The 19050-nt window shown below is 67.4% G+C and carries 20 protein-coding genes; 12 read left to right on the top strand and 8 right to left on the bottom strand.

The features are described from left to right. Nucleotides 1-37: 37 nt before the first annotated feature. The 5 genes from GGR04_RS00885 to GGR04_RS00865 all read right to left on the bottom strand — a co-directional run bounded on the left by GGR04_RS00885 (nucleotide 38) and on the right by GGR04_RS00865 (nucleotide 4661). Nucleotides 38-1297, bottom strand: coding sequence for a glycosyltransferase family protein (locus tag GGR04_RS00885; protein WP_183196926.1), 1260 nt, complete (start codon nucleotides 1295-1297; stop codon nucleotides 38-40). Between the two features lie 200 nt (nucleotides 1298-1497). Next, nucleotides 1498-2046, bottom strand: a complete 549-nt coding sequence (locus tag GGR04_RS00880; RefSeq protein ID WP_183196925.1) for an SHOCT domain-containing protein — start codon at nucleotides 2044-2046, stop codon at nucleotides 1498-1500. Nucleotides 2047-2164: 118 nt separating this feature from the next. Further along, on the bottom strand, nucleotides 2165-2641 hold the full coding sequence (locus tag GGR04_RS00875) for a cupin domain-containing protein (protein ID WP_246392591.1): 477 nt from the start codon (nucleotides 2639-2641) through the stop codon (nucleotides 2165-2167). Between the two features lie 74 nt (nucleotides 2642-2715). Next, nucleotides 2716-3963: a M24 family metallopeptidase gene (locus tag GGR04_RS00870; protein ID WP_183196921.1), complete on the bottom strand. Its 1248-nt coding sequence runs from the start codon at nucleotides 3961-3963 to the stop codon at nucleotides 2716-2718. Next, on the bottom strand, nucleotides 3960-4661 hold the full coding sequence (locus GGR04_RS00865) for a winged helix-turn-helix transcriptional regulator (protein WP_183196918.1): 702 nt from the start codon (nucleotides 4659-4661) through the stop codon (nucleotides 3960-3962). Before GGR04_RS00865 ends, GGR04_RS00870 begins: the two co-directional genes overlap by 4 nt. A 60-nt stretch (nucleotides 4662-4721) precedes the next feature. On the opposite strand from GGR04_RS00865, the gene GGR04_RS00860 reads away from it, so the two are divergent. The 6 genes from GGR04_RS00860 (at nucleotide 4722) to GGR04_RS00840 (ending at nucleotide 9185) form a co-directional block, all read left to right on the top strand. Beyond that, a complete protein-coding gene (locus GGR04_RS00860) occupies nucleotides 4722-5144 on the top strand; it encodes a VOC family protein (protein ID WP_183196916.1) in 423 nt (140 codons plus the stop codon). Between the two features lie 24 nt (nucleotides 5145-5168). Then, the gene (locus tag GGR04_RS00855) at nucleotides 5169-5519 is read left to right on the top strand and encodes a DUF1428 domain-containing protein (protein WP_183196914.1); all 351 of its coding nucleotides are present in this window, start codon (nucleotides 5169-5171) and stop codon (nucleotides 5517-5519) included. Between the two features lie 137 nt (nucleotides 5520-5656). Further along, the gene (locus GGR04_RS24210) at nucleotides 5657-5785 is read left to right on the top strand and encodes a hypothetical protein (RefSeq protein ID WP_281383016.1); all 129 of its coding nucleotides are present in this window, start codon (nucleotides 5657-5659) and stop codon (nucleotides 5783-5785) included. A gap of 419 nt (nucleotides 5786-6204) precedes the next feature. Beyond that, a complete protein-coding gene (locus tag GGR04_RS00850; protein WP_183196912.1) occupies nucleotides 6205-6504 on the top strand; it encodes a hypothetical protein in 300 nt (99 codons plus the stop codon). A 250-nt stretch (nucleotides 6505-6754) separates the two neighbouring features. Beyond that, a complete protein-coding gene (locus GGR04_RS00845) occupies nucleotides 6755-7075 on the top strand; it encodes a hypothetical protein (protein WP_183196910.1) in 321 nt (106 codons plus the stop codon). A gap of 514 nt (nucleotides 7076-7589) precedes the next feature. After that, nucleotides 7590-9185, top strand: a complete 1596-nt coding sequence (locus tag GGR04_RS00840) for an anti-phage dCTP deaminase (RefSeq protein ID WP_183196909.1) — start codon at nucleotides 7590-7592, stop codon at nucleotides 9183-9185. A gap of 112 nt (nucleotides 9186-9297) precedes the next feature. On the opposite strand, the gene uvrB is transcribed toward GGR04_RS00840, so the two are convergent. Next, a complete protein-coding gene (gene uvrB / locus GGR04_RS00835; RefSeq protein WP_446680271.1) occupies nucleotides 9298-12351 on the bottom strand; it encodes an excinuclease ABC subunit UvrB in 3054 nt (1017 codons plus the stop codon). Nucleotides 12352-12515: 164 nt separating this feature from the next. Here uvrB and GGR04_RS00830 point away from each other — a divergent pair, with 164 nt between their 5' ends. From GGR04_RS00830 to GGR04_RS00820, 3 genes are all read left to right on the top strand, one after another. After that, a complete protein-coding gene (locus GGR04_RS00830) occupies nucleotides 12516-12917 on the top strand; it encodes a DUF805 domain-containing protein (RefSeq protein WP_183196904.1) in 402 nt (133 codons plus the stop codon). A 113-nt stretch (nucleotides 12918-13030) separates the two neighbouring features. Next, nucleotides 13031-14443, top strand: coding sequence for an extensin family protein (locus GGR04_RS23800; RefSeq protein ID WP_246392589.1), 1413 nt, complete (start codon nucleotides 13031-13033; stop codon nucleotides 14441-14443). Between the two features lie 114 nt (nucleotides 14444-14557). Further along, on the top strand, nucleotides 14558-15148 hold the full coding sequence (locus GGR04_RS00820; protein WP_183196901.1) for a hypothetical protein: 591 nt from the start codon (nucleotides 14558-14560) through the stop codon (nucleotides 15146-15148). 116 nt (nucleotides 15149-15264) lie between these two features. On the opposite strand, the gene GGR04_RS00815 is transcribed toward GGR04_RS00820, so the two are convergent. After that, nucleotides 15265-15666, bottom strand: a complete 402-nt coding sequence (locus GGR04_RS00815) for an acyl-CoA thioesterase (RefSeq protein WP_183196899.1) — start codon at nucleotides 15664-15666, stop codon at nucleotides 15265-15267. A 163-nt stretch (nucleotides 15667-15829) separates the two neighbouring features. Here GGR04_RS00815 and GGR04_RS00810 point away from each other — a divergent pair, with 163 nt between their 5' ends. Both GGR04_RS00810 and GGR04_RS00805 read left to right on the top strand, forming a co-directional pair. Further along, nucleotides 15830-16345, top strand: a complete 516-nt coding sequence (locus GGR04_RS00810) for a superoxide dismutase family protein (RefSeq protein ID WP_183196897.1) — start codon at nucleotides 15830-15832, stop codon at nucleotides 16343-16345. 126 nt (nucleotides 16346-16471) lie between these two features. Then, nucleotides 16472-16927, top strand: coding sequence for a PRC-barrel domain-containing protein (locus tag GGR04_RS00805; RefSeq protein ID WP_210291596.1), 456 nt, complete (start codon nucleotides 16472-16474; stop codon nucleotides 16925-16927). Nucleotides 16928-16997: 70 nt separating this feature from the next. On the opposite strand, the gene GGR04_RS00800 is transcribed toward GGR04_RS00805, so the two are convergent. After that, the gene (locus tag GGR04_RS00800) at nucleotides 16998-17618 is read right to left on the bottom strand and encodes a glutathione S-transferase family protein (protein WP_183198956.1); all 621 of its coding nucleotides are present in this window, start codon (nucleotides 17616-17618) and stop codon (nucleotides 16998-17000) included. A gap of 225 nt (nucleotides 17619-17843) precedes the next feature. Between GGR04_RS00800 and GGR04_RS00795 the strand changes: the two genes are divergently transcribed. Further along, on the top strand, nucleotides 17844-19049 hold the full coding sequence (locus tag GGR04_RS00795) for a pyridoxal phosphate-dependent aminotransferase (protein WP_183196895.1): 1206 nt from the start codon (nucleotides 17844-17846) through the stop codon (nucleotides 19047-19049). Nucleotide 19050 lies beyond the last annotated feature (1 nt).

Genomic DNA, 19050 nt, shown 5'->3' with positions numbered 1-19050 from the left:
GCTTGGCGACCTTCGTAACGGACCGATGCGGGCGGGTTCACGCGGGCGAGCGCTCGGCCGGCACCGGCACCGCCTCGAACCAGCCGCGCGTCACCGTCTCGATCGTTTCCAGCCCGTCGAGGAGGCGCGGCGGGAAGGCGAGCGAGGGAAGCGGACGCCGCGACAGGTTGCGGATGGCGTCGGCCATCTCCTGCGGGTCGCGGCGGGCGCCGGGCTCGAGATTGGCGCCGTCGAGCGTCGAGACGAGGCCGAGCGTCGCCGCGCGCTCGGCCCGGATCGCCTGCTCCAGCCGCGGCGTGCGGCGGGGCACGATGAGCGCGCGCTTGTCGAGCGAGAGGATCTCGCAGAACGTGTTGTAGCCGCCCATCGCAACGATGCCCTCGGAGCGGCTCATCAGGTGCTCGATCTTGGCATCGAAGGTGATGGCGTCGACCTTCGGCAGCCTGGCCATCCGCTCCACGAAATTGTCGCGCCGATCGCGGTGCACGAAGGGGCCGAAGACGAGCAGGGCTCCGACGGGGATCGAGGGGTCGGCCTCGTAGGCCGAGAGCACCCAGTCGATCAGCTCCTCGCCGTCGCCCCCGCCGCCCGTCGTCACCAGCACGAAGGGCTCGCGCGTCAGCCGTGGATAGCGCGTCGACTGGGGCTTGGGCGGCAATTCGCGGCGCAGATACCCGGTGTAGAGGATGCGGTCCTCGATCTCGGCCGGCAGATGGAAGGCCGCCAGCGGCTCGTGCACCTCCGGCAGGCCGTAGACCCAGACATGGTCGTAGTAGCGCTTCAGTGCTTCCACCGCGCCCTTGCGCTCCCATTCCGGCACGATCGTCGCGGCCTCGTCGAGGACGTCGCGCACGCCGAGCACGATGCGCGTGCCCATCTCCTTCAGAAGCGCCAGCGCCGGCAGCAGCTCGTCGCGAAAGCCCGTGGGCTCCTTGTCGACGATGAGGAGGTCGGGCTTCAGCGTGCGCGCGGTCGCCATGATGATGGCCTCGCGCATCGCCACGGTCTCCTCGAGATCGAGCGAGAGGGAGGAGGTCGTATAGTTGCCGTCCGGCAGCTTCACCACGCCGGGCACGCGCACGTAGTCCACCCCGTCGCCGAACTCGAAGGAGCCGATGATCGGCGAACCCGAGATGATGACGACCGAGACGTCGCTGCGCGCCTTCACCAGACGATTGGCGATGGCGCGGCAGCGCCGGAGATGGCCGAGCCCGAACGTGTCGTGGCTGTAGATGAGGATGCGCGGACCCGCGGCTCCGCCTCTATCTGCCAGTCGCTCGCCTAGATGGTGCAACATGCCGAAAGCCTTAAACCCGCGTCGCCGCCTCCCGGCCGCAGCCGAAGACGCCGGCGGTCCAAAGGCCCGTGACCTTCGCTCCCACGAGGGCTCGCGAGTATGGCGGCTTTCTCGATTCGCTCCAAGAGGGGACGCGAAGACGTCCTTCTCGATCGAACGCCTTGACCGGCCACCCCCGCGATCGAGCTCCGCCGCCGAGATCAGACCTTCGGAAGGTCCGCGAGATCGACTTCGCCGGACTGGCTGGTGAAGCGCAGCGTCGATGACGAGCCCTGCTGCTGCGAGACGCCGCCGATCCGATGGTCGCCGGTGTCGTGCACGGTGATCTTCCCGTCGCGCTCGATCGCGAGGCGGTGCGTGTCGGGGAAGACGGCGTAGCGCACGCCGTTCTGCGAGCCGCTCGAACCCGGACGCCCGAGATCGCCCGGCCACCAGTCGCCGGATGCCCCCGCATGATCGTCGTTCGCGGCCTGCTTCGAGCTCGAAGGCGCATTCCTGGCACTCCCGCCGTCGGAGGCGCCGGCTTCGGCGAGGTCGCGGGCAAGCGCCGCGACGCGCCCTTTCAGCTCGTCGTTGTTCATCTCGCCGATCATCAGCATGCCGCCCTGCGACCACTGCCCCATGCCGCCGAGCTCGGGATGGTTGAACTGCGCCTGCCGCCCGCCGCCCGAGCGCAGGGCGTCCGCCAGGGCCTGGCCCGCCGCCTCGCTGAATCCGTGCCGCTTCGCGATCTCGCCGACATTCGCCATGGTGTCTCTCCTCGAACGGTCCCCTCGATGACGGGGCATGCCAAGCCGGACCAACGCCGCAAGCCGCAGGGCGTTGCCTCGCCCAAGCGATTCCGTGACGACCCTCGTCGCCGGGCGCTCAGGGGTGGCGATGGATCGGATCCACCCAGTGCACGGCCTCCGGCTTCTCGACCGGCTCGACGTCGGTGATACCGACCACCACCGCCTCGTTGTCGGAGCGCACGAGCACGCATTCCAGCGGCCGGTCGGGGTCGGCGTTGATCTCCTGATGCGGCACGTAGGGCGGGATGAAGATGAAGTCGCCGGCCCTCGCCTCCGCCACGAATTCCAGCCGCTCGCCCCAGCGCATCCGCGCGTGGCCGCTTACCACGTAGATGACGCTTTCGAGCGCGCCGTGATGGTGGACGCCGGTCTTGGCGTCGGGTTCGATCCGCACCGTGCCCGCCCAGAGCTTCTGGGCGCCGACACGGGCGTGGTCGATCGCCGCCTGCCGGAACATGCCCGGCGTCTGCGCCGTGTTGGGATCCAGCCGGTCGCCGGGCACGACGCGCACGCCATCGTGCTTCCAGAGGGGTTCCTCGTGCTCAGGGCTCATCGCACCGGCTCCTTCTCTCATACCGAGATGACGAGACTAGCGCGGCGCGGCGGGAGAAGGACAGGGCGCCGCGCTCAGCCGGGCGGGATCACCCAGAGCCCGCGCGGCAACGGCGACAGGCATTCGAGACCGTCCGGCGTCACGAGGAACTGATCCTCGATGATGAAGCCGCCGAGGCCGCGCACGTAATAGGGCGTCTCGAAGGCCAGCATCATGCCGGGCTCCGCCTCGACCTCGCAATCGGCGGAGATGAACGGCCATTCCTCGGAGAAGACGCCCGCGCCGAGTCCGTGACCGAAATGGCCGCGCGAGAAGCCCTCGAAACCGGCGGCCTGCATGGCCTTTGTCGCGGCATGATGGGCCTCACACAGCGGACGCCCGGGCCGGAGGGCCGCGAGACCGGCCTCGAACGCGCCGAGCAGTGCCTCGTGCACCTGCGCCTGCGCGGCGCTCATTGGGCCGATCACGGCCGTGCGCGCCATGTCGGCGCTGTAGCCGGCGACCACGGCGCCGACGTCGATCTTGACGATGTCGCCGAGGCGCGCCGGGCCACCGGGCGCGAACCCGTCCGGCCCGACCGAGACATAGGCCCAGCTCGACAGCGGCTCCCGGAGATCGCGCCGCCGCGCCTCGGCCACCACCTCGCCTCGCCAGATCGCGGCGATCTCCGGCGCGCTCAGCCCTTCGCGCAGCTCGCTCCTGAGCCGTGCGAGGCCGGCGACGGTGAGTTCGGCGGCCTCGCGCAGATGGGCGATTTCGGTCGGATGCTTCACCATGCGAAGCCGCGCGGCGATCTCGGTCGCATCCACGAAGGTGACGCCCGGCAGCGCGGCCTCGAAGCGCCGGAGGTCCGCTGCCGAGACGAAGCCGAGTTCGAGGCCGAGCCGCCCGCCCGACAGGCCGCGTTCGGTGAGAAGATCGCGGAGCGCGGCCAGTGCCAGCGCGGGGTCGAAGGTCTCGGGCCGGGCGAAGCCGGACGCCCGATCCCCGAGCGAGGTGCGCCGCGCGTCGAGGCGGCCGGTCTCGTCGAACATGGCGCGCGCCGTCTCCACCCAGATCGGATGGGTCCGCACGTCGGCGAGACCGCTCGCGGTGCGAAAGCCCTCGGCCTCGAGATCGCCCACGACGGCGGCCATCGGCGCGGCCAGATCGGCCGGCACCAGCGCGAAGGCGGCGCCCGCGCGCCCGAACAGCGTGGCGACGCCGGGAAAGGCGCCGGTGGCATGGCGCAGGCTGTCGGGCCGGCAGAGCAAGAGGGCGTCGAGCCCGGCGGCCTCCATCAGACGGGCGGCGCGGGTGCGGTCGAGGAAGCCGGCGGTCATGCGGGTTCGGTCTCCGGGGGCGAGGGGGCCTTGGGCGGCAGCGGGAAGAGGGTGACGAAGCGCGCCGCCAGCGCGCGGTCGCCGGCGAGGCGCAGCGCGCCGGCGGCCTCCAGCGCCGCGAGCGGCTGGCCGCCGTAGATCGCGGCGGCGACGGCGGGCGGCGCGCCGATGAAGGTCGCGTCCGCCCGGCGGGGATCGCCGCGCTCGAACTGCAGCATGCCGCCCGCCAGATGGCCGCGCATCGCCTCCGAGCCGAGGTCGAGGCCGATCCAGGCGTCAAGCCCGCCGGCTCTCGCGGGATCGAGCATGGTGCGCAGCGAAAGGACGAGCGAGGCGGCGGAGAAGGCGAGCGTCGGGTCGTGGGTCGGCGAGCGCGCGGCCCAGCGGCCGAGCGCCTGGAAGATCGGTTCGGCCTCCAGCCCCCATTCGGTGAGGGCGTAGACCTGCGCGGCCGCGGGCGGGGGCAGGCGGTGGCGGCGCAGGATGGCGTGCCGCTCCAGCTCCTCCAGCCGCTGCGTCAGCACGTTGGCGCTGATGCCCGGCAGGCCGGCGCGCAGGTCCGCGAAGCGGCGGGGGCCGAGCATCAGCTCGCGGATCACCAGCAGCGCCCAGCGGTCGCCCACGAGATCCAGCGCATGGGCGGCGGCGCAGGCATCGTCGTAGGATCGCCGCTCTTTGGTTATTTTTTCTGACCTCATGGTTGCAAAAGATAACTCAACGCGGCATCCTCGTCCAACGGGAACGATCGGGAGGACCCTATGCCACAGCTCGTCTTCATCAACCTGCCGGTGACGGATCTGCCGCGCGCCATCCGCTTCTACGAGGCGATCGGCGCGACCGTGAACCCGCAGTTCACCGACGACACCGCCGCCTGCATGGTGTTCTCCGAGACGATCTTCGTGATGCTGCTGACGCACGCGAAGTTCCGCCAGTTCACGACGAAGCCGATCGCCGACGCCAGGGCCGCCACGGGCATGCTGATCTGCCTGTCGCGCGAGAGCCGCGAGGCGGTGGACGCGATCACGCAGGTCGCCGTCGCGGCGGGCGGCGCGCCCGATCCCTCGCCGGTGCAGGACCACGGCTTCATGTATGGCCGCTCCTTCGAGGATCTCGACGGCCACGTGTTCGAGGTGATGTGGATGGATGTCGAGGCCGCGCAGGCGGCCTGGGCGAAGAGCTGAGAACCGGCGAAGGGAGAGACGATCATGGCTTATGTCGACGGATTTCTGGTGCCGGTGCCCACCGATCGAAAGGCGGACTACCGCGCTCTCGCCGAGCGGATGGCGCCGCTGTTTCGCGAGCATGGCGCCACGCGCATGGTGGAGGGCTGGGGCGACGACGTGCCCGACGGCAAGCTGACGGACTTCCCGATGGCGGTGAAGCTCCAGCCCGGCGAGACCGTGGTGTTCTCGTGGATCGAATGGCCCTCGAAGGCGGTGCGCGACGCCGGCATGGCGAAGATCATGGCCGACCCGCGCATGCAGCCCGGCGAGGACATGGTGTTCGACGGCAAGCGCATGGTCTTCGGCGGGTTCGAGGTGCTCGTCGAGGGCTGAAGCCTTGCCGGCGTCGGGCGCGCGGTCGGTCGAGCGGGCAGGGCGGCGGGCGAGAAAGCCGGCGCGGCGCCACCAAATCGCCGCCGAGCGGGCGCAGCCGGGCGGTCCGATTCCTCCTCTCCCGGATGCCGCCCCGCATGAAGCCGATCGCCCTCGTCCTCACCCTCCTGACGCTTGCCGGCTGCGCGGAGATCAACAAGCCGATCACGCCCGGCGACACCTGGCGCGAGCGCGCGACCTCGGACCTCAACACCCCGCCGCGCTGAGCCTGGCCACCGCGCCACCGGCCTCTCGACGGGCGCGTCCCGCAGGCCTATCCCTCAGCGCACCGCGTCGGCTGCAAGCCGCCGGACGGGGCTGGGCCGGGTCGAGCCGGCCGGGTGCGATCGTCGATCGCCGGCGCCGCAACGGCAGAGGCGGGCGACGCGGCAGCCGTGGTTTCAGAGCGGGAAGCGGACCCGCCGACCCAACACCCGTTCACCGGACGGGCTCGCGAGCGGCGAGGGGACCACCCGAGACCGCCGGCGCATGCCGACCTCCCGCGCCGCCGCCCGGCATGGCGCCGACGCCTCATGGAAACCGACGACGGGCCTTCGAAACCATAAGTGACGCGAACGGTGTGGTTCAGGAACCATTCAGGTCACGAAGAGCTTACTGCGGTCCTGCATTCCAGGAGGAACCCCGCATGAAGAAGTCCCTGATCCTCGCCGTTGCCGGCGTGCTCCTCGCCACCGCGCTGCCGGCCGCCGCGCAGAGCGTGCGCATCACCCGCGACGGCGACGTGCGCATCAGCCGGGACGACGGTCGTCGCCACATCTCGCCGCGTGAGGCCCGCCGCATCGAGCGCGAGCGCCGCCAGTATCGCCGCGACGGCCGCCGCCACCTGACGCCGCGCGAGGCTCGCCGCCTTGAGCGCATGCGCGACCACCGCCGCATGGAGCGCCGGATCGAGCATCGCGGCGAGCGCTACGGCACCTACCGCTAGGACCGAGCGCCCGGCGCGAGCCGCCGGGCACCTCGAGCGAACCGAAGGCGCGGGCGATGGCGTCCGCGCCTTCGCCGTTTCCCCGCCCCGGCCGGCCCATGAGACGCCGGGGACTGCCACGGCCCACGCCCGGAGCGGCTGGGCAAACCACCCGCGCCCGCCAGACGCGCCGCGCGGCCCGGCTCCAGCCGCTCGGTGCCCCACCGCCGTCCGGCTTCCCTTCCTTCCCCGTGAACGGAGACCCCATTCGATGAAGCGCTTCCTGATCCCCGCCCTGGCGGGCCTCCTGGCCCTCACCTCGCTCCCGGCCGCCGCGCAGACGCTGGTGCTGCCCTCCGCGCCGCGCAACGCCGCCGAGCAGCGGCTGAACGACCGGATCGAGATGCAGACCCGCGCCAACGCCGCCCGCGGCATCACCAACTCACGCGACCTCCAACGCCGCGACATCCGCCGCGACCGCGACCGCCGCCACCTGTCGCCGCGTGAAGCGCGCCGTCTGGAGCGCCAGCGAGATCATCGACGGATGGATCGGCGAGAGCGGCGGGGGGAATGGGATGGGTATAACTGGTAGTGCTAGTTTACATTTGAACGCAGAGCTATTCACAGGCAAGGAAAGGCGTGTAGGAAAAATTCTATAGGCTCTGCGTCATAATATTTCAACGATGTTTAAGTATAAAATACTTTATTATTCATAGAAATAAAGAATTTTAGTCTGTTATTTCCTTACTTAAGCGCTTGAAAAATACAAACAATTAAAAATTCAAAGCTTTATGAAGTTCGAAAGCCCGGTATAATCAAATTGCGTCTCCTTGAGCGCTGTCATGTCGGTAAAATATCTCGACCGCCTCCACCTTCCACCGCGAGAGCCTGGGTCCTTAGCGAAAAAGTGCGTGATAGGATCGGTAAGAGCAGAAGAGATTCTACCGTCGCACAACGTTTATTATTGAGTGAATGCGAAGGCTGCCACCTCGTGGTCCTAAGCCCATTCATATCACATCCTGAACCGACTGTGATACGTGGTGGCGAGGACTTGCGTACGTCTTCAAATTGAAGGAAGCTCGCGACATACAGCTAAGGAGTGCGGAATGGCGTCGGCTACGGAGAAGCTAAAATTCTACAGCCGTCGTCCTAGTTCTGCTCCTAGTTCGGACGCGGGCGAAGAACGATTTTTCAATCTGGCAGAGAGGAAAACAGCAGAACTAGTAATTGGAATGGTCGCACCTGTTGGGTCGGGTGCAACGACTACTGCAAGTATTCTTAGTAAAAAACTGAATGAAGATTATGGCTATGAAGTCGATTATATAAAACTTAGTAAAATTATGCAAACCTATTCTGGGACTGCTACTGTCGATGCTGGTGATCCCGGTCGGGTGGAAAAGCTGCAGGCAATAGGGAATCAACTCCGAGAGAAATTCGGAAATCACGTCCTTTCATCCATCGCTGTAGATAGAATTTACAAGAGTCGCGAGGGTGATGACACTCCTCGCGATCGTAGACTCTGTACCATTGTTGACTCCTTGAAGCACCCAGAGGAGGTCGAACTTTTAAGGGAGGTTTATGGCGACTCTTTTTGGCTTATGGGTGTGTTTGCTCCTGAAAAGATTCGTATCGAAAGAGTTGAGAGCTCATTAGGAAGTAGTTCCTATGTAGAGAAAATTAAGAGCGCGGACTTTGATGAGGGATTGGAGCATGGCCAGTCCGTTCGAAAGACAATGTCCGGTGCGGATGTATTCATCCGAAATGATCAGCCGAATGAAGAAAAGCTATCTACTTCAATAGATAGATTTCTGCGGTTGATTTTCGGTATATCTGTTGAGACGCCAAGCAAGGATGAAGTTGCGATGCATGGGGCGGCAGGTGCCGCGCTAGGGTCCGCGTGCTTGTCACGTCAAGTCGGGGCCGTCATCATATCTGCTACGGGGGAAGTCATCGGCAGAGGGGCGAATGACGTCCCTAGGTTTGGTGGGGGAACGTATAACTCTGATGATAGCTCGGGCGATCACCGATGCTTCAAATGGAAAAACAAAATATGCTGGAACGACAAGCATAAGATAGGTATAATAGAGCAAATATCAAAAGGGTTAGGTTCGTCAGTAAATACTGAAAATGTAAAGGAAAATATAAAAAGAAGCGGAGTTCAATCATTGATTGAATTTTCCCGTGCCGTACATGCAGAAATGGAAGCTATTATCTCCGTTGCTCGCCAAGGGAATGGTGGAATAGTTGGATCTTCATTATACACTACTACGTTTCCTTGCCACAGCTGCGCGAGGCATATAGTTGCTAGCGGCATCGATAAAGTTCTATATATAGAGCCATATCCAAAAAGCCTCGCACTGACACTTCACTCTGACTCGATTACTATGTCTGAGTCTGAAGGTGGGAAGGTAAAATTTCTTCAGTATGAAGGCGTGGCTCCGGGCAGCTTTAACCGGGTTTTTGGAATGTTTGGGGACCGCAAAGCGAACGGTAGCGCTATCGCAAAAAACCGAAAAGAAGCACGACCTGTTGCTGCCCCGGCTCTGGATTCCCTTGTCAGTCGGGAACAAATAGTCCTCGCGAACGCTATATCAGAATCGGAGGTTGTTAACGATGACGCGCGACGGGAAGCCAGCCGCACCATTCCAAATGTCTCTTCTCCTTCCAATAGCAACAAAGAAGGATCCAAGGATCTCTTCTAAGTTGGAGGGGGATGTTTCGAAGTCAGTGGCTAATGTATTTCTCGAAAGAAAAGCTTCTGTTGCTCACGCTCTAAGATCAAAGGGTCTTGTAAAAAAATAATCCTCTGCCGTTTCAACGCCCCGGCCGTCCCGTCTTCCCCGGCCGGCGCTTCCGCCGCTTCTCGTCCGCCGGGTCCTCGTAACTCCCCGCACCGATCTTCTCGCGCCGCACCGGCTTGAGGTCGTCGCCGGGCTTCGGGGGGAGGGGGCCGGCGTGGAGGGGCTTTTCGGTGCGGCCGACCGTCATCTCGTCCAGCGAGTTCTTGCGGAAGAGCGGGCGGTTCGGCGTCGCCGTGTCGGTGCCCGGGCCCATGTCGTCGAGCGAGGGTTTGGCGAAGTAGCCTGACGTCGACGCGCCGTCGCCCCTCGTGCCCCCGTCCGCATCGTCTCCCCCTCGCGGAGAGGAGGACGCGTCGGCGCGGTTGAGGGCGCGCACGCCCGAATGATCGGCAGGCTTGATGCGGGCGGCGAGGGGTTCGCCGTTGGGGCCGAAGCGCGGGTTCTCGCGGTTGGCAGTGGGTTTGCCGCGCGGGCGCGGCGTGGCGCGCGGCTTGGCGGTGGGGCCGTCGGCAAACATGTCGATTTCGGGCGTGCGGGCGAGGGGATCGTCGGCGATGGCGAGCTCGGTCGCCTGCAGGCGCTTGATCTCGTCGCGCAGGCGCGCGGCCGTCTCGAAGTCGAGATCGGCGGCCGCGTGGCGCATCTCCTTCTCCAGATGCTCCAGATGGCTCTTCAGGTTGTTGCCGACCATGGCGCCCGAGGCGGCATGCGCGCCGGTGGGCACGCGCACGTGATCCTTCTCGTAGTAGCTGTCGAGAATGTCGGCGATCTTGGCCTTCACCGATTCCGGCGTGATGCCGTTGGCGGCGTTGTAGGCCTCCTGCTTCTCGCGGCGCCGGTTGGTCTCGGCGATGGCGCGCTCCATCGAGCCGGTGACGCGGTCGGCATAGAGGATCACCTGCCCGTCGACGTTGCGCGCGGCGCGCCCGATCGTCTGGATCAGCGAGGTCTCGGAGCGCAGGAAGCCCTCCTTATCGGCATCGAGAATGGCGACGAGGCCGCATTCGGGAATGTCGAGGCCCTCGCGCAGCAGGTTGATGCCGACGAGACAGTCGAACGTGCCGAGCCGCAGGTCGCGGATGATCTCGATGCGCTCCAGCGTGTCGATGTCGGAGTGCATGTAGCGCACGCGGATGCCCTGCTCGTGCAGGTATTCGGTGAGATCCTCCGCCATGCGCTTGGTCAGCACGGTGACGAGCGAGCGGTAGCCGACGGCCGCCTTCTCGCGGATCTCGCCGAGGAGGTCGTCGACCTGGCTTTTGGCGGGGCGGATGTCGATCGGCGGATCGGTGAGCCCGGTGGGGCGGATCACCTGCTCGGCGAAGACGCCGCCGGCCTCCTCCAGCTCCCACGAGCCCGGCGTCGCCGACACCGCGACGGTGGGTGGGCGCATGGCGTTCCACTCCTCGAAGCGCAGTGGCCGGTTGTCCATGCAGGAGGGCAGGCGGAAGCCGTATTCGGCCAGCGTCGCCTTGCGGCGGAAGTCGCCCCGGTACATCGCGCCGATCTGCGGAATGGTGACGTGGCTCTCGTCGATGAAGACGAGGGCGTTGTCGGGCAGGTATTCGAAGAGCGTCGGCGGCGGGTGGCCGGGCTGGCGCCCGGTGAGGTAGCGCGAATAGTTCTCGATGCCCTGGCAGGAGCCGGTGGCCTCGATCATCTCGATGTCGAAGCCGACGCGCTGCTCCAGCCGCTGCGCTTCGAGAAGGCGCCCCGCCTTGGTCAGCTCGACGAGCCGCAGCCGCAGCTCCTCCTTGATCGACTTCACCGCCTGCTGCAGCGTCGGGCGCGGCGTCACGTAGTGCGAGTTGGCGTAGATCTTCACCGACTTGAGGTCGTCGGACTTGCTGCCGGTGAGCGGGTCGAACTCGTGGATCGCCTCGATCTCGTCGCCGAAGAGCGAAATGCGCCAGGCGCGATCTTCGAGGTGGGCCGGGAAGATCTCGATCGTGTCGCCGCGCACGCGGAACGAGCCGCGGGTGAAGTCCATGTCGCGGCGTTTGTATTGCTGGGCCACGAGATCGGCGAGCAACTGGCGCTGATCGAGCCGGTCGCCCACCGCCATCTGGAAGGTCATCGCCGTGTAGGTCTCGACCGAGCCGATGCCGTAGATGCAGGATACGGAGGCGACGATGATGACGTCGTCGCGCTCGAGCAGCGCGCGCGTGGCGGCGTGGCGCATCCGGTCGATCTGCTCGTTGATCGAGGATTCCTTCTCGATGAACGTGTCGGAGCGCGGCACGTAGGCCTCGGGCTGATAGTAGTCGTAGTAGGAGACGAAATACTCCACCGCGTTGTCGGGGAAGAAGTTCTTGAACTCGCCGTAGAGCTGCGCTGCCAGCGTCTTGTTGGGCGCCAGCACCAGCGCCGGGCGCTGCGTGCGCTCGATGACGTTGGCCACCGTGAAGGTCTTGCCGGAGCCGGTGACGCCGAGCAGCACCTGCGTCTGGTCCTGGTCCTCGCTGATGCCGGCCACGAGATCGCGGATGGCGGTGGGCTGGTCGCCCTTCGGCTCGTAGTCGGACGAGAGGCGGAAGCGGTGGCCGCCTTCCGACTTCGAGGGCCGCGCCGGGCGGTGCGGCACCCAGATCTCGCCGTTCTTCAGAAGCGGGTTGCCCTCGGAGATCAGCCGCGTCAGCGCCTCCACCGTGGCGGTGACGCCGCCCTCGGGCAGCATCCCGGCATCCTCCAGCGAGACGTCCATGCCCGACACGGGATTGAGCCCGGCGCGCGCGCGCTCGGTGGGCGTGGCGGCGATGCCCATCGAGGTGCCGCGCGCGGTCTTGCCGGTCTTGGCGGCCGGCGCGGCCTCGCCCTTGGCGGGCTTCTTCGCAGTGGGCGCCTTCTTCGCGGCCTTCGGCGCATCGGCGGCGCGCTCGGCCTCCACCTCCAGCGACTGGGCGATCTCGTCGGCCCAACCTGACAGCGGGCCGGTGAGGGGCGCGCCCTCGAACGAGGCCTGCGGCGCCTCGGCGAAACCGGGCGTCAAGCGCTCTGAGGCGTCGGCAAAATCGAGGATCGGCGAACGGCGGGGCTTGGGCGTCTTGGGCTCGGACATGGCGGCAATATGGGCCGCAGGGGCGGCGGAATAAAGGGGGAACGGGCGGCGGGTTTCGTCGCATGTGTGGCGGGGCGTCTGCTGCCTTCCACGCGCCCGGCGTGTAGGGCGGACGGTGCCTGACGGCCGATCGCGATGCGCGACCGAGCATCTGCGACCGAGGACAACTGCCGATGAGCTACCAGTTGCTCCTGTTCGACTTTCATGGGCGCATCAGCCGCAAGTGGTTCTGGATCGCGACGATGATCCTTTCGGGAACGACGGCCGGTTGGGGGTTGGCGACGGTCCTCTTGGTCAAGTTCGCCTCTGGAATGCTCGCGGGCGTGCTCGCCGGGCTCTTCGTCGTCTCCCAGATTCTGTTTCCCGTTCTCGTCTGCGTCGCGTGCCTGTCGGTGCAGACCAAGCGTTGGCACGACCGCGGCAAGTCTGGATGGTGGATCCTCCTGCTGTTCGTTCCCGTCGTCGGTGTCGGGTGGGCTCTCGGCGAGATCGGCTTTCTTCCCGGCACCGACGGACCCAACCGCTACGGGCCGGACCCGCGGGTCGATCCGCGCGCCGCGCTCGACGGGATCTGATCTCACGCGAACGGCATCGCATTCGAGCCGATCCGTTCATCCTTCGTTGACCGAACGAGCGCTATCGTCACCGTGATCCGCTCGAGTATCGCGGAGGATGAGAGGCCGCCCCGATGGTATCTCGTAAGACGGGCTGGCGCATCGTCACGCTCGCCGCCGCTCTGTACGCGGCGGCGAGCGCCGACGGGCCCTCGACGCGGGCGATGGACCGCGCCCCGCCGATCCCGCCGGCGGACATTCCCAACGTTTCCGCCGCGCCCTCGAGCGAACGACGCAAGCCTGCGCGACGCTCGGCGCCCGTGCGCAGCCCGGCGCCCGCCGAGTTCGAACCCATGGACGCGCCGGTGGAGGCCGAGCCGTTGCCGCCTGCGCAAACCTGGTCCAGCCCCCCCGTGGAAAGCCGTGCGGCCGGCCGCCTCGTCTGGGGCGGGGCGTTGCCGGAGGCAGATTCCGGCTATGTGCCGAGCCCCGCCTACGAGCAGCCGGGCGCGGACGAGGACGTTGCACCGGCCCGTCGCGCTGCCCCTCGCAAGGCCGCACGCCGTCCCGCCGCCCCGCCGCCCGAGTGGGCCGAGCCGCCGGAGAGAGCCGAGCCGGTGGATGCTGCACCGGAACAGGAGGCCGCGCCTGGAACGCGCGAGGATCCCGGCCCCGGCAATTACGGCCGTACCTATCCCGTGCGCGATCTCAGCCCGCAGCGCCGGTCCGACGCCGAGCCGGTGGACGAGCCGCCCGTCCGGGAGGCCTCGCTCGCGCCGTCACGCCCGCCCGAAATCGTGGACGACGGCGGGGCCGGCCACGGTGCCGAACCCGACGCGCGCTTCGATCCCTGGGAGGGCCTGACCGACGCCGAGCCGGCAAACGATGCGCGCGTGCTCGCATCGCTGCCGGCCTATGCGCCGTCCGGTTCGCCGCGCACGGGCGGCATGGACCGGCCGGGGCTCGGCGTCTTCGAGCGCGAGGTGCCCGAGGGCTACCGGCCGCTGGCGGCGTCGGAGGCGATGTGTCGTCGCGAGCTGAAGCGGCTGGGCGTCGTCTACCGCGACGTGTCGCGCGTCGCCACGGGCGGCGCCTGCGGGATCGACCATCCCGTGCGCGTCTCGCAGGCCGTCGCGGGCATCGCCATGTCGCCCCCCGCGACGATGAACTGCGCGGCCGCGCTGCGCGTGGCCCGCTGGCTGCGCGACGACGTGAAGCCGGCGGCGCGCTGGAAGCTCTGGAAGCGCCCGACGGCACTGATCAACGCCTCGTCCTACCGATGCTCGCGCATCGCGGGATCGCGCACCATTTCCGAGCACGCCGGCGGCAACGCGCTCGATGTCGGCGGCTTCCGCTTTGCCGACGGCTCGACGGTGCGGGTGGAGCCGAAGGGCGCCTTCTCGTTTCGCGAGCGCGCCTTCCAGACGGCCATCCGCACTGCGAGCTGCCGACACTTCGGCACGGTGCTCGGTCCCGGCTACAATCGGGCCCATGCCGACCATCTGCATCTCGACGTGAAGACGCGGCTGCGCCCCGTCTGCAAGTGAGGATCGTCGGCGGACCGTTACGAGAAGTTCACATGATGGACATGGCAACACTTGCCGGGATCGCGCGTTGGTGAGCCACGGACATGGATCCGACCTCAACGACAGGAAACGGGTATGCTGAAGCACCTTTCCCTCGCGGCCATTCTGCTGGCATCGGCGGCACCGATGGCGGCTCACGCGCAGGATTCCGGCGACTACGACACCGATCGATACGAGCGTCCCGCCGACCGCGAAGACGGCCCGCCGCCGCGTCCCGAGCGTCGCGCCGACCGCGACGACGACAACCGCATGCGCGACATGCGCCACGGCGACCGCTGGGCGCGCAATTCCGACGAGGACCGCGACGGACCGCGCCGTCCCGACATGGATCGCGGCGACCGGCCCGGGCCGCATGGACCGGACGGCCGTCGCGGACCGCCGCCGCCGCCGCCGAAGGCCGGCTTCGAGATCCGCCTCGGCGAGGGCCGGGCGATCCGGGTCGATTGCGGCGACGAGCGCATCGCCGACTGCGTGGATGCCGCCCAGCCGGTGCTCGACGCGATGGCCAAGCTGCCGGGAATGGAGCCGGGCGACCGCGTGCCCCCGCCGCCGCGTTCGCTCGTGGACGGCGACACCCCGCCCCCGCCGCCGGCCGGTGAGACCACGCCGCCCGCAGGTGGCACCACGCCGCCGACCCCTCCGGTGACGCCGGCGCCCGCCAACTGATCTCCACACCCTGAAGCGAAGGCCCCGTCATCCGGCGGGGCCTTCGTCGTATTGAGACGGCGCCGCACTTCGGTTCTGGCGGCATGGCTCGTGTCCGACCCCGTCGTCCGGCTGGCCTATCCGGCAAGCGGGTCGACGGGAACGGGCGTCGGCTGGCCCGCTTCATCGAGCGCCACCATGACGAAGACACCCTCGGTCACCTTCTCCCGCGTCGAAGCCAGATAGCGCCGCGCCCAGGCTTCGATCGCGAGTGTGATCGAGGTTCGGCCGACGCGTTCCAGCCGCGTGTAGACGCAGAGCGTGTCGCCGACATGCACCGGCCGGCGGAAGGCGAGGGCGTTCACCGCCACGGTGGCCACCCGCCCGCGCGCCCGCTCCGCGCCGCGAATGCCGGCGGCGAGGTCCATCTGCGACATGACCCAGCCGCCGAAGATGTCGCCCGCCGCATTCGCGTCGGCGGGCATGGCGAGAATGCGCACCGTCAGTTCGCCCTGGGGCTGGGTGTCGTCGTCCTGCATGGGCTTGGGCTCCGTTTCGGTAGATCGTCGCCCGAGCATAAAGCAGATCGTGCCGCTCCGGTGAGAGCTCACGCCCTCGTCAGGCAGCCGGCCGGAACGGGGTGGGCGGCGGGGCGTTCGGTCCAGATCCGGTCCGACGGGACCGCCATCCTGGAGAACCACCATGACACGTCTGCTCGCCGTCGCCGCCCTCGTCGCCTTCGCCGCACCGGCGATGGCGCAGTCCACGCCGGAGCCGCGCCGGGTCGAATTGAAGAGCGCCGACGGTGCCGCCCACGGCACGGTCACGTTGACCCAGACGCCGAACGGCGTGCTCCTCGACGGCGATCTCACCGGCATGGCGGACGGCGAATACGGCTTCCACTTCCACGAGGCCGGCCTCTGCGACGGCAATTTCGACAGCGCCAAAGGCCATCACAACCCTACGGCCAAGGAGCACGGCTTCGAGGCCGCCAACGGTCCCCACCCCGGCGACATGGCCAATGTCTACGTCGTCGGAGGCAAGGCGCGCTTTCAGCAGTTCAACCCGATGGTTCGCTTCGAGGGCGGCGACGCGCCGCTCGCCGATGCCGACGGCACCGCGCTGATGGTTCACGGCGGCATGGACGACTATGCCTCGCAGCCGAGCGGCAATGCCGGCAGCCGGATGGCGTGCGGCGTCGTCTTTCCGGCGTCCTGAACGGAAAGGTTCCCGAATTTTTCTTCGCGTGAGGCGCGGAACCGGACCCCCGGCCAACGCGTCTCGTCCCCCGAAGGACATGGTGCCGCACCAGAGCGGCATCCCTACTGAAAGGCCTACCCCATCATGAAGTCACTCGTTCTCGCTGCTGGTTTCGCGACGCTCCTCGGCGGAGCCGCCATCGCCCAGACCGCCACGACCACGACGACCACGCCGTCCGCCGTCACCGCCAACACGGGCGGCGCGTTCTACACGATGCCGGCCGCCGGCGCCGCGGGCTCGATGCCCATGAGCCATCTCGCGAGCGATCTCGACGACAAGGACGTCTATGGCGCCAACAACGAGAAGATCGGTGAGATCGAGGATCTCGTCGTGAACTCGGACGGCACGGTCGCCGCGGCCGTGGTGGAAGTCGGCGGCTTCCTCGGCGTCGGCGAGAAGGACGTGCTCATCGGCTTCAACGCACTGCAGATGACGATGGACGGCAACCGGATGCGCATCACCGTGCCGGAGCTGACCAAGGACTCGCTGACCTCGGCACAGGACGTCGATCTCGACACGCTGTTCCCCGACCACGATTGATCCATCTGGTCCCGCGAGACCATTCTGAAGGAGGCCCGCGAGAGATCGCGGGCCTTTTTCGTTGGGCGGTTCAGGCCGCCTCCGGCGTCCATTCTCGCGGTCGGTAGCCGGGCAGGGCTTCGATCCGGGCCAGCCAGCGGCGCACGGCGGGAAGGGGCCCGAGGTCGAAGCCGCCTTCCGGCGCCGACGCCGTGTAGGGATAGAGCGCGATGTCGGCGAGGCTCGGCCGGTCGCCGCCGAAATACTCGGCCTGCGCCAGATGCCGCTCCATGACGGCGAGCGCCGCGGTTCCGCCCGCCAGCGTCTGCGCCATGCGCTCGGGCGTCGCGGCTGCCGCACGCTCGGGATAGACGGTGAGCGAACGGCGCACGGCCACGGTGCCCTCGTGTGCGTTCTGCTCGAAGAACATCCAGCGCAGCATCTGCGCCCGCTCGAACGGCTCGTCGCGTGCGAAGGCGGTGCCTTCGCCGAGATAGACCAGAATGGCATCGGACTCGGCGAGCATGCGGCCGTCCTCGAGTTCAAGGAGGGGGCACTGTCCCGCGGGGTTGCGCGCGAGGAACGCGGCCGTCCGGGTGGAGCCGTCGCGGGTGGAAACCTCGCTGTGCCGGAACGCGCGACCGGTCAGCGCCATCAGAAGGCGCGGCTTGTAGCAGTTGCCGCTGTCGAGCATTCCGTGGATGGTCGGAATCATGGCGAGCGTCTCCTCGTTGCGATGGCAGACGTTCCATGCCGCAACGCGCGCCAGACGGCCAATTCCGATGCGTGATGGCGTCCATCAGCCATCGTCATGAGCCCGTCGTGCTTTCGTCTTGCACCGCAGCGACGGCGAGACTAGGGTCCGCCGATTTTCGAGGGCAGACGCCCCCGCGAGATCGCCCCGAGCCCGCCCGATCCCGCCATCCGGAGCCGAACCATGGCCTTCCTTGCCGCTTCCCTCGACCGCATCAAGCCGTCCGCCACCATCGCCGTGTCGCAGAAGGCGCGCGAGCTGAAGGCGCAGGGGATGGACGTCATCGGCCTCGGCGCCGGCGAGCCCGACTTCGACACGCCCGACAACATCAAGGAAGCGGCGATCGACGCCATCCGCCGCGGCGAGACGAAGTACACTCCGGTCTCGGGCATCCCGCAGCTGCGCGAGGCCATCTCAAGAAAGTTCAAGCGCGAGAACGGGCTCGACTACAAGCCGGAGCAGACGATCGTTTCCACCGGCGGCAAGCACGTGCTCTTCAACGCCTTCATGGCGACGCTGAATCCCGGCGACGAGGTGGTGATCCCTGCGCCCTACTGGGTGAGCTATCCCGAGATGGTGTCGCTCTGCGGCGGCACGCCCGTGGTGGTGGAGACGCGGCAGGAGGACAGCTTCAAGCTGACGCCGGAGGCGCTGGAGCGCGCGATCACGCCGCGCACCAAGTGGTTCCTGTTCAATTCGCCCTCCAACCCCTCGGGCGCGGCCTACACCCATGCCGAGCTGAAGGCGCTGACCGACGTGCTGATGCGGCACGAGCATGTCTGGGTGATGACCGACGACATGTACGAGCATCTCGTCTACGGCGACTTCGAGTTCGCGACCCCGGCGCAGGTCGAGCCAGCGCTCTATGAGCGCACGATCACCATCAATGGGGTTTCCAAGGCCTACGCGATGACGGGCTGGCGCATCGGCTATGCCGGCGGGCCGCTGAAGCTGATCAAGGCGATGGACATGATCCAGGGCCAGCAGACCTCCGGCGCCTGCTCGATCGCGCAGTGGGCGGCAGTCGAGGCGCTGAACGGCACGCAGGACTTCATCCCCGCCAACCGCGCCATGTTCGAGAAGCGCCGCGACCTCGTGGTCTCGATGCTCAATCAGGCGCGCGGCATCGAGTGCCCCTCGCCGGAAGGTGCCTTCTACGTCTACCCCTCGGTGAAGGGCACGATCGGCCTGAAGACCAAGACCGGCAAGGTGATCGGCAACGACGAGGACTTCGTCACCGCGCTGCTGGAGGAGGAGGGCGTCGCCGTGGTGCACGGCTCGGCCTTCGGCCTCGGCCCCAACTTCCGCGCCTCCTACGCCACCTCCGACGCGCTGCTCGAGGAAGCCTGCTCGCGCATCCAGCGCTTCTGCGGCTCGCTCGACCGCTGAG

It is taken from the genome of Aureimonas pseudogalii (genome assembly GCF_014196835.1).
GTDB lineage: Bacteria > Pseudomonadota > Alphaproteobacteria > Rhizobiales > Rhizobiaceae > Aureimonas > Aureimonas pseudogalii.
The sequence above is the reverse complement of the archived record's forward strand: the minus strand, read 5'-3'. Positions and strand labels throughout refer to the sequence as shown.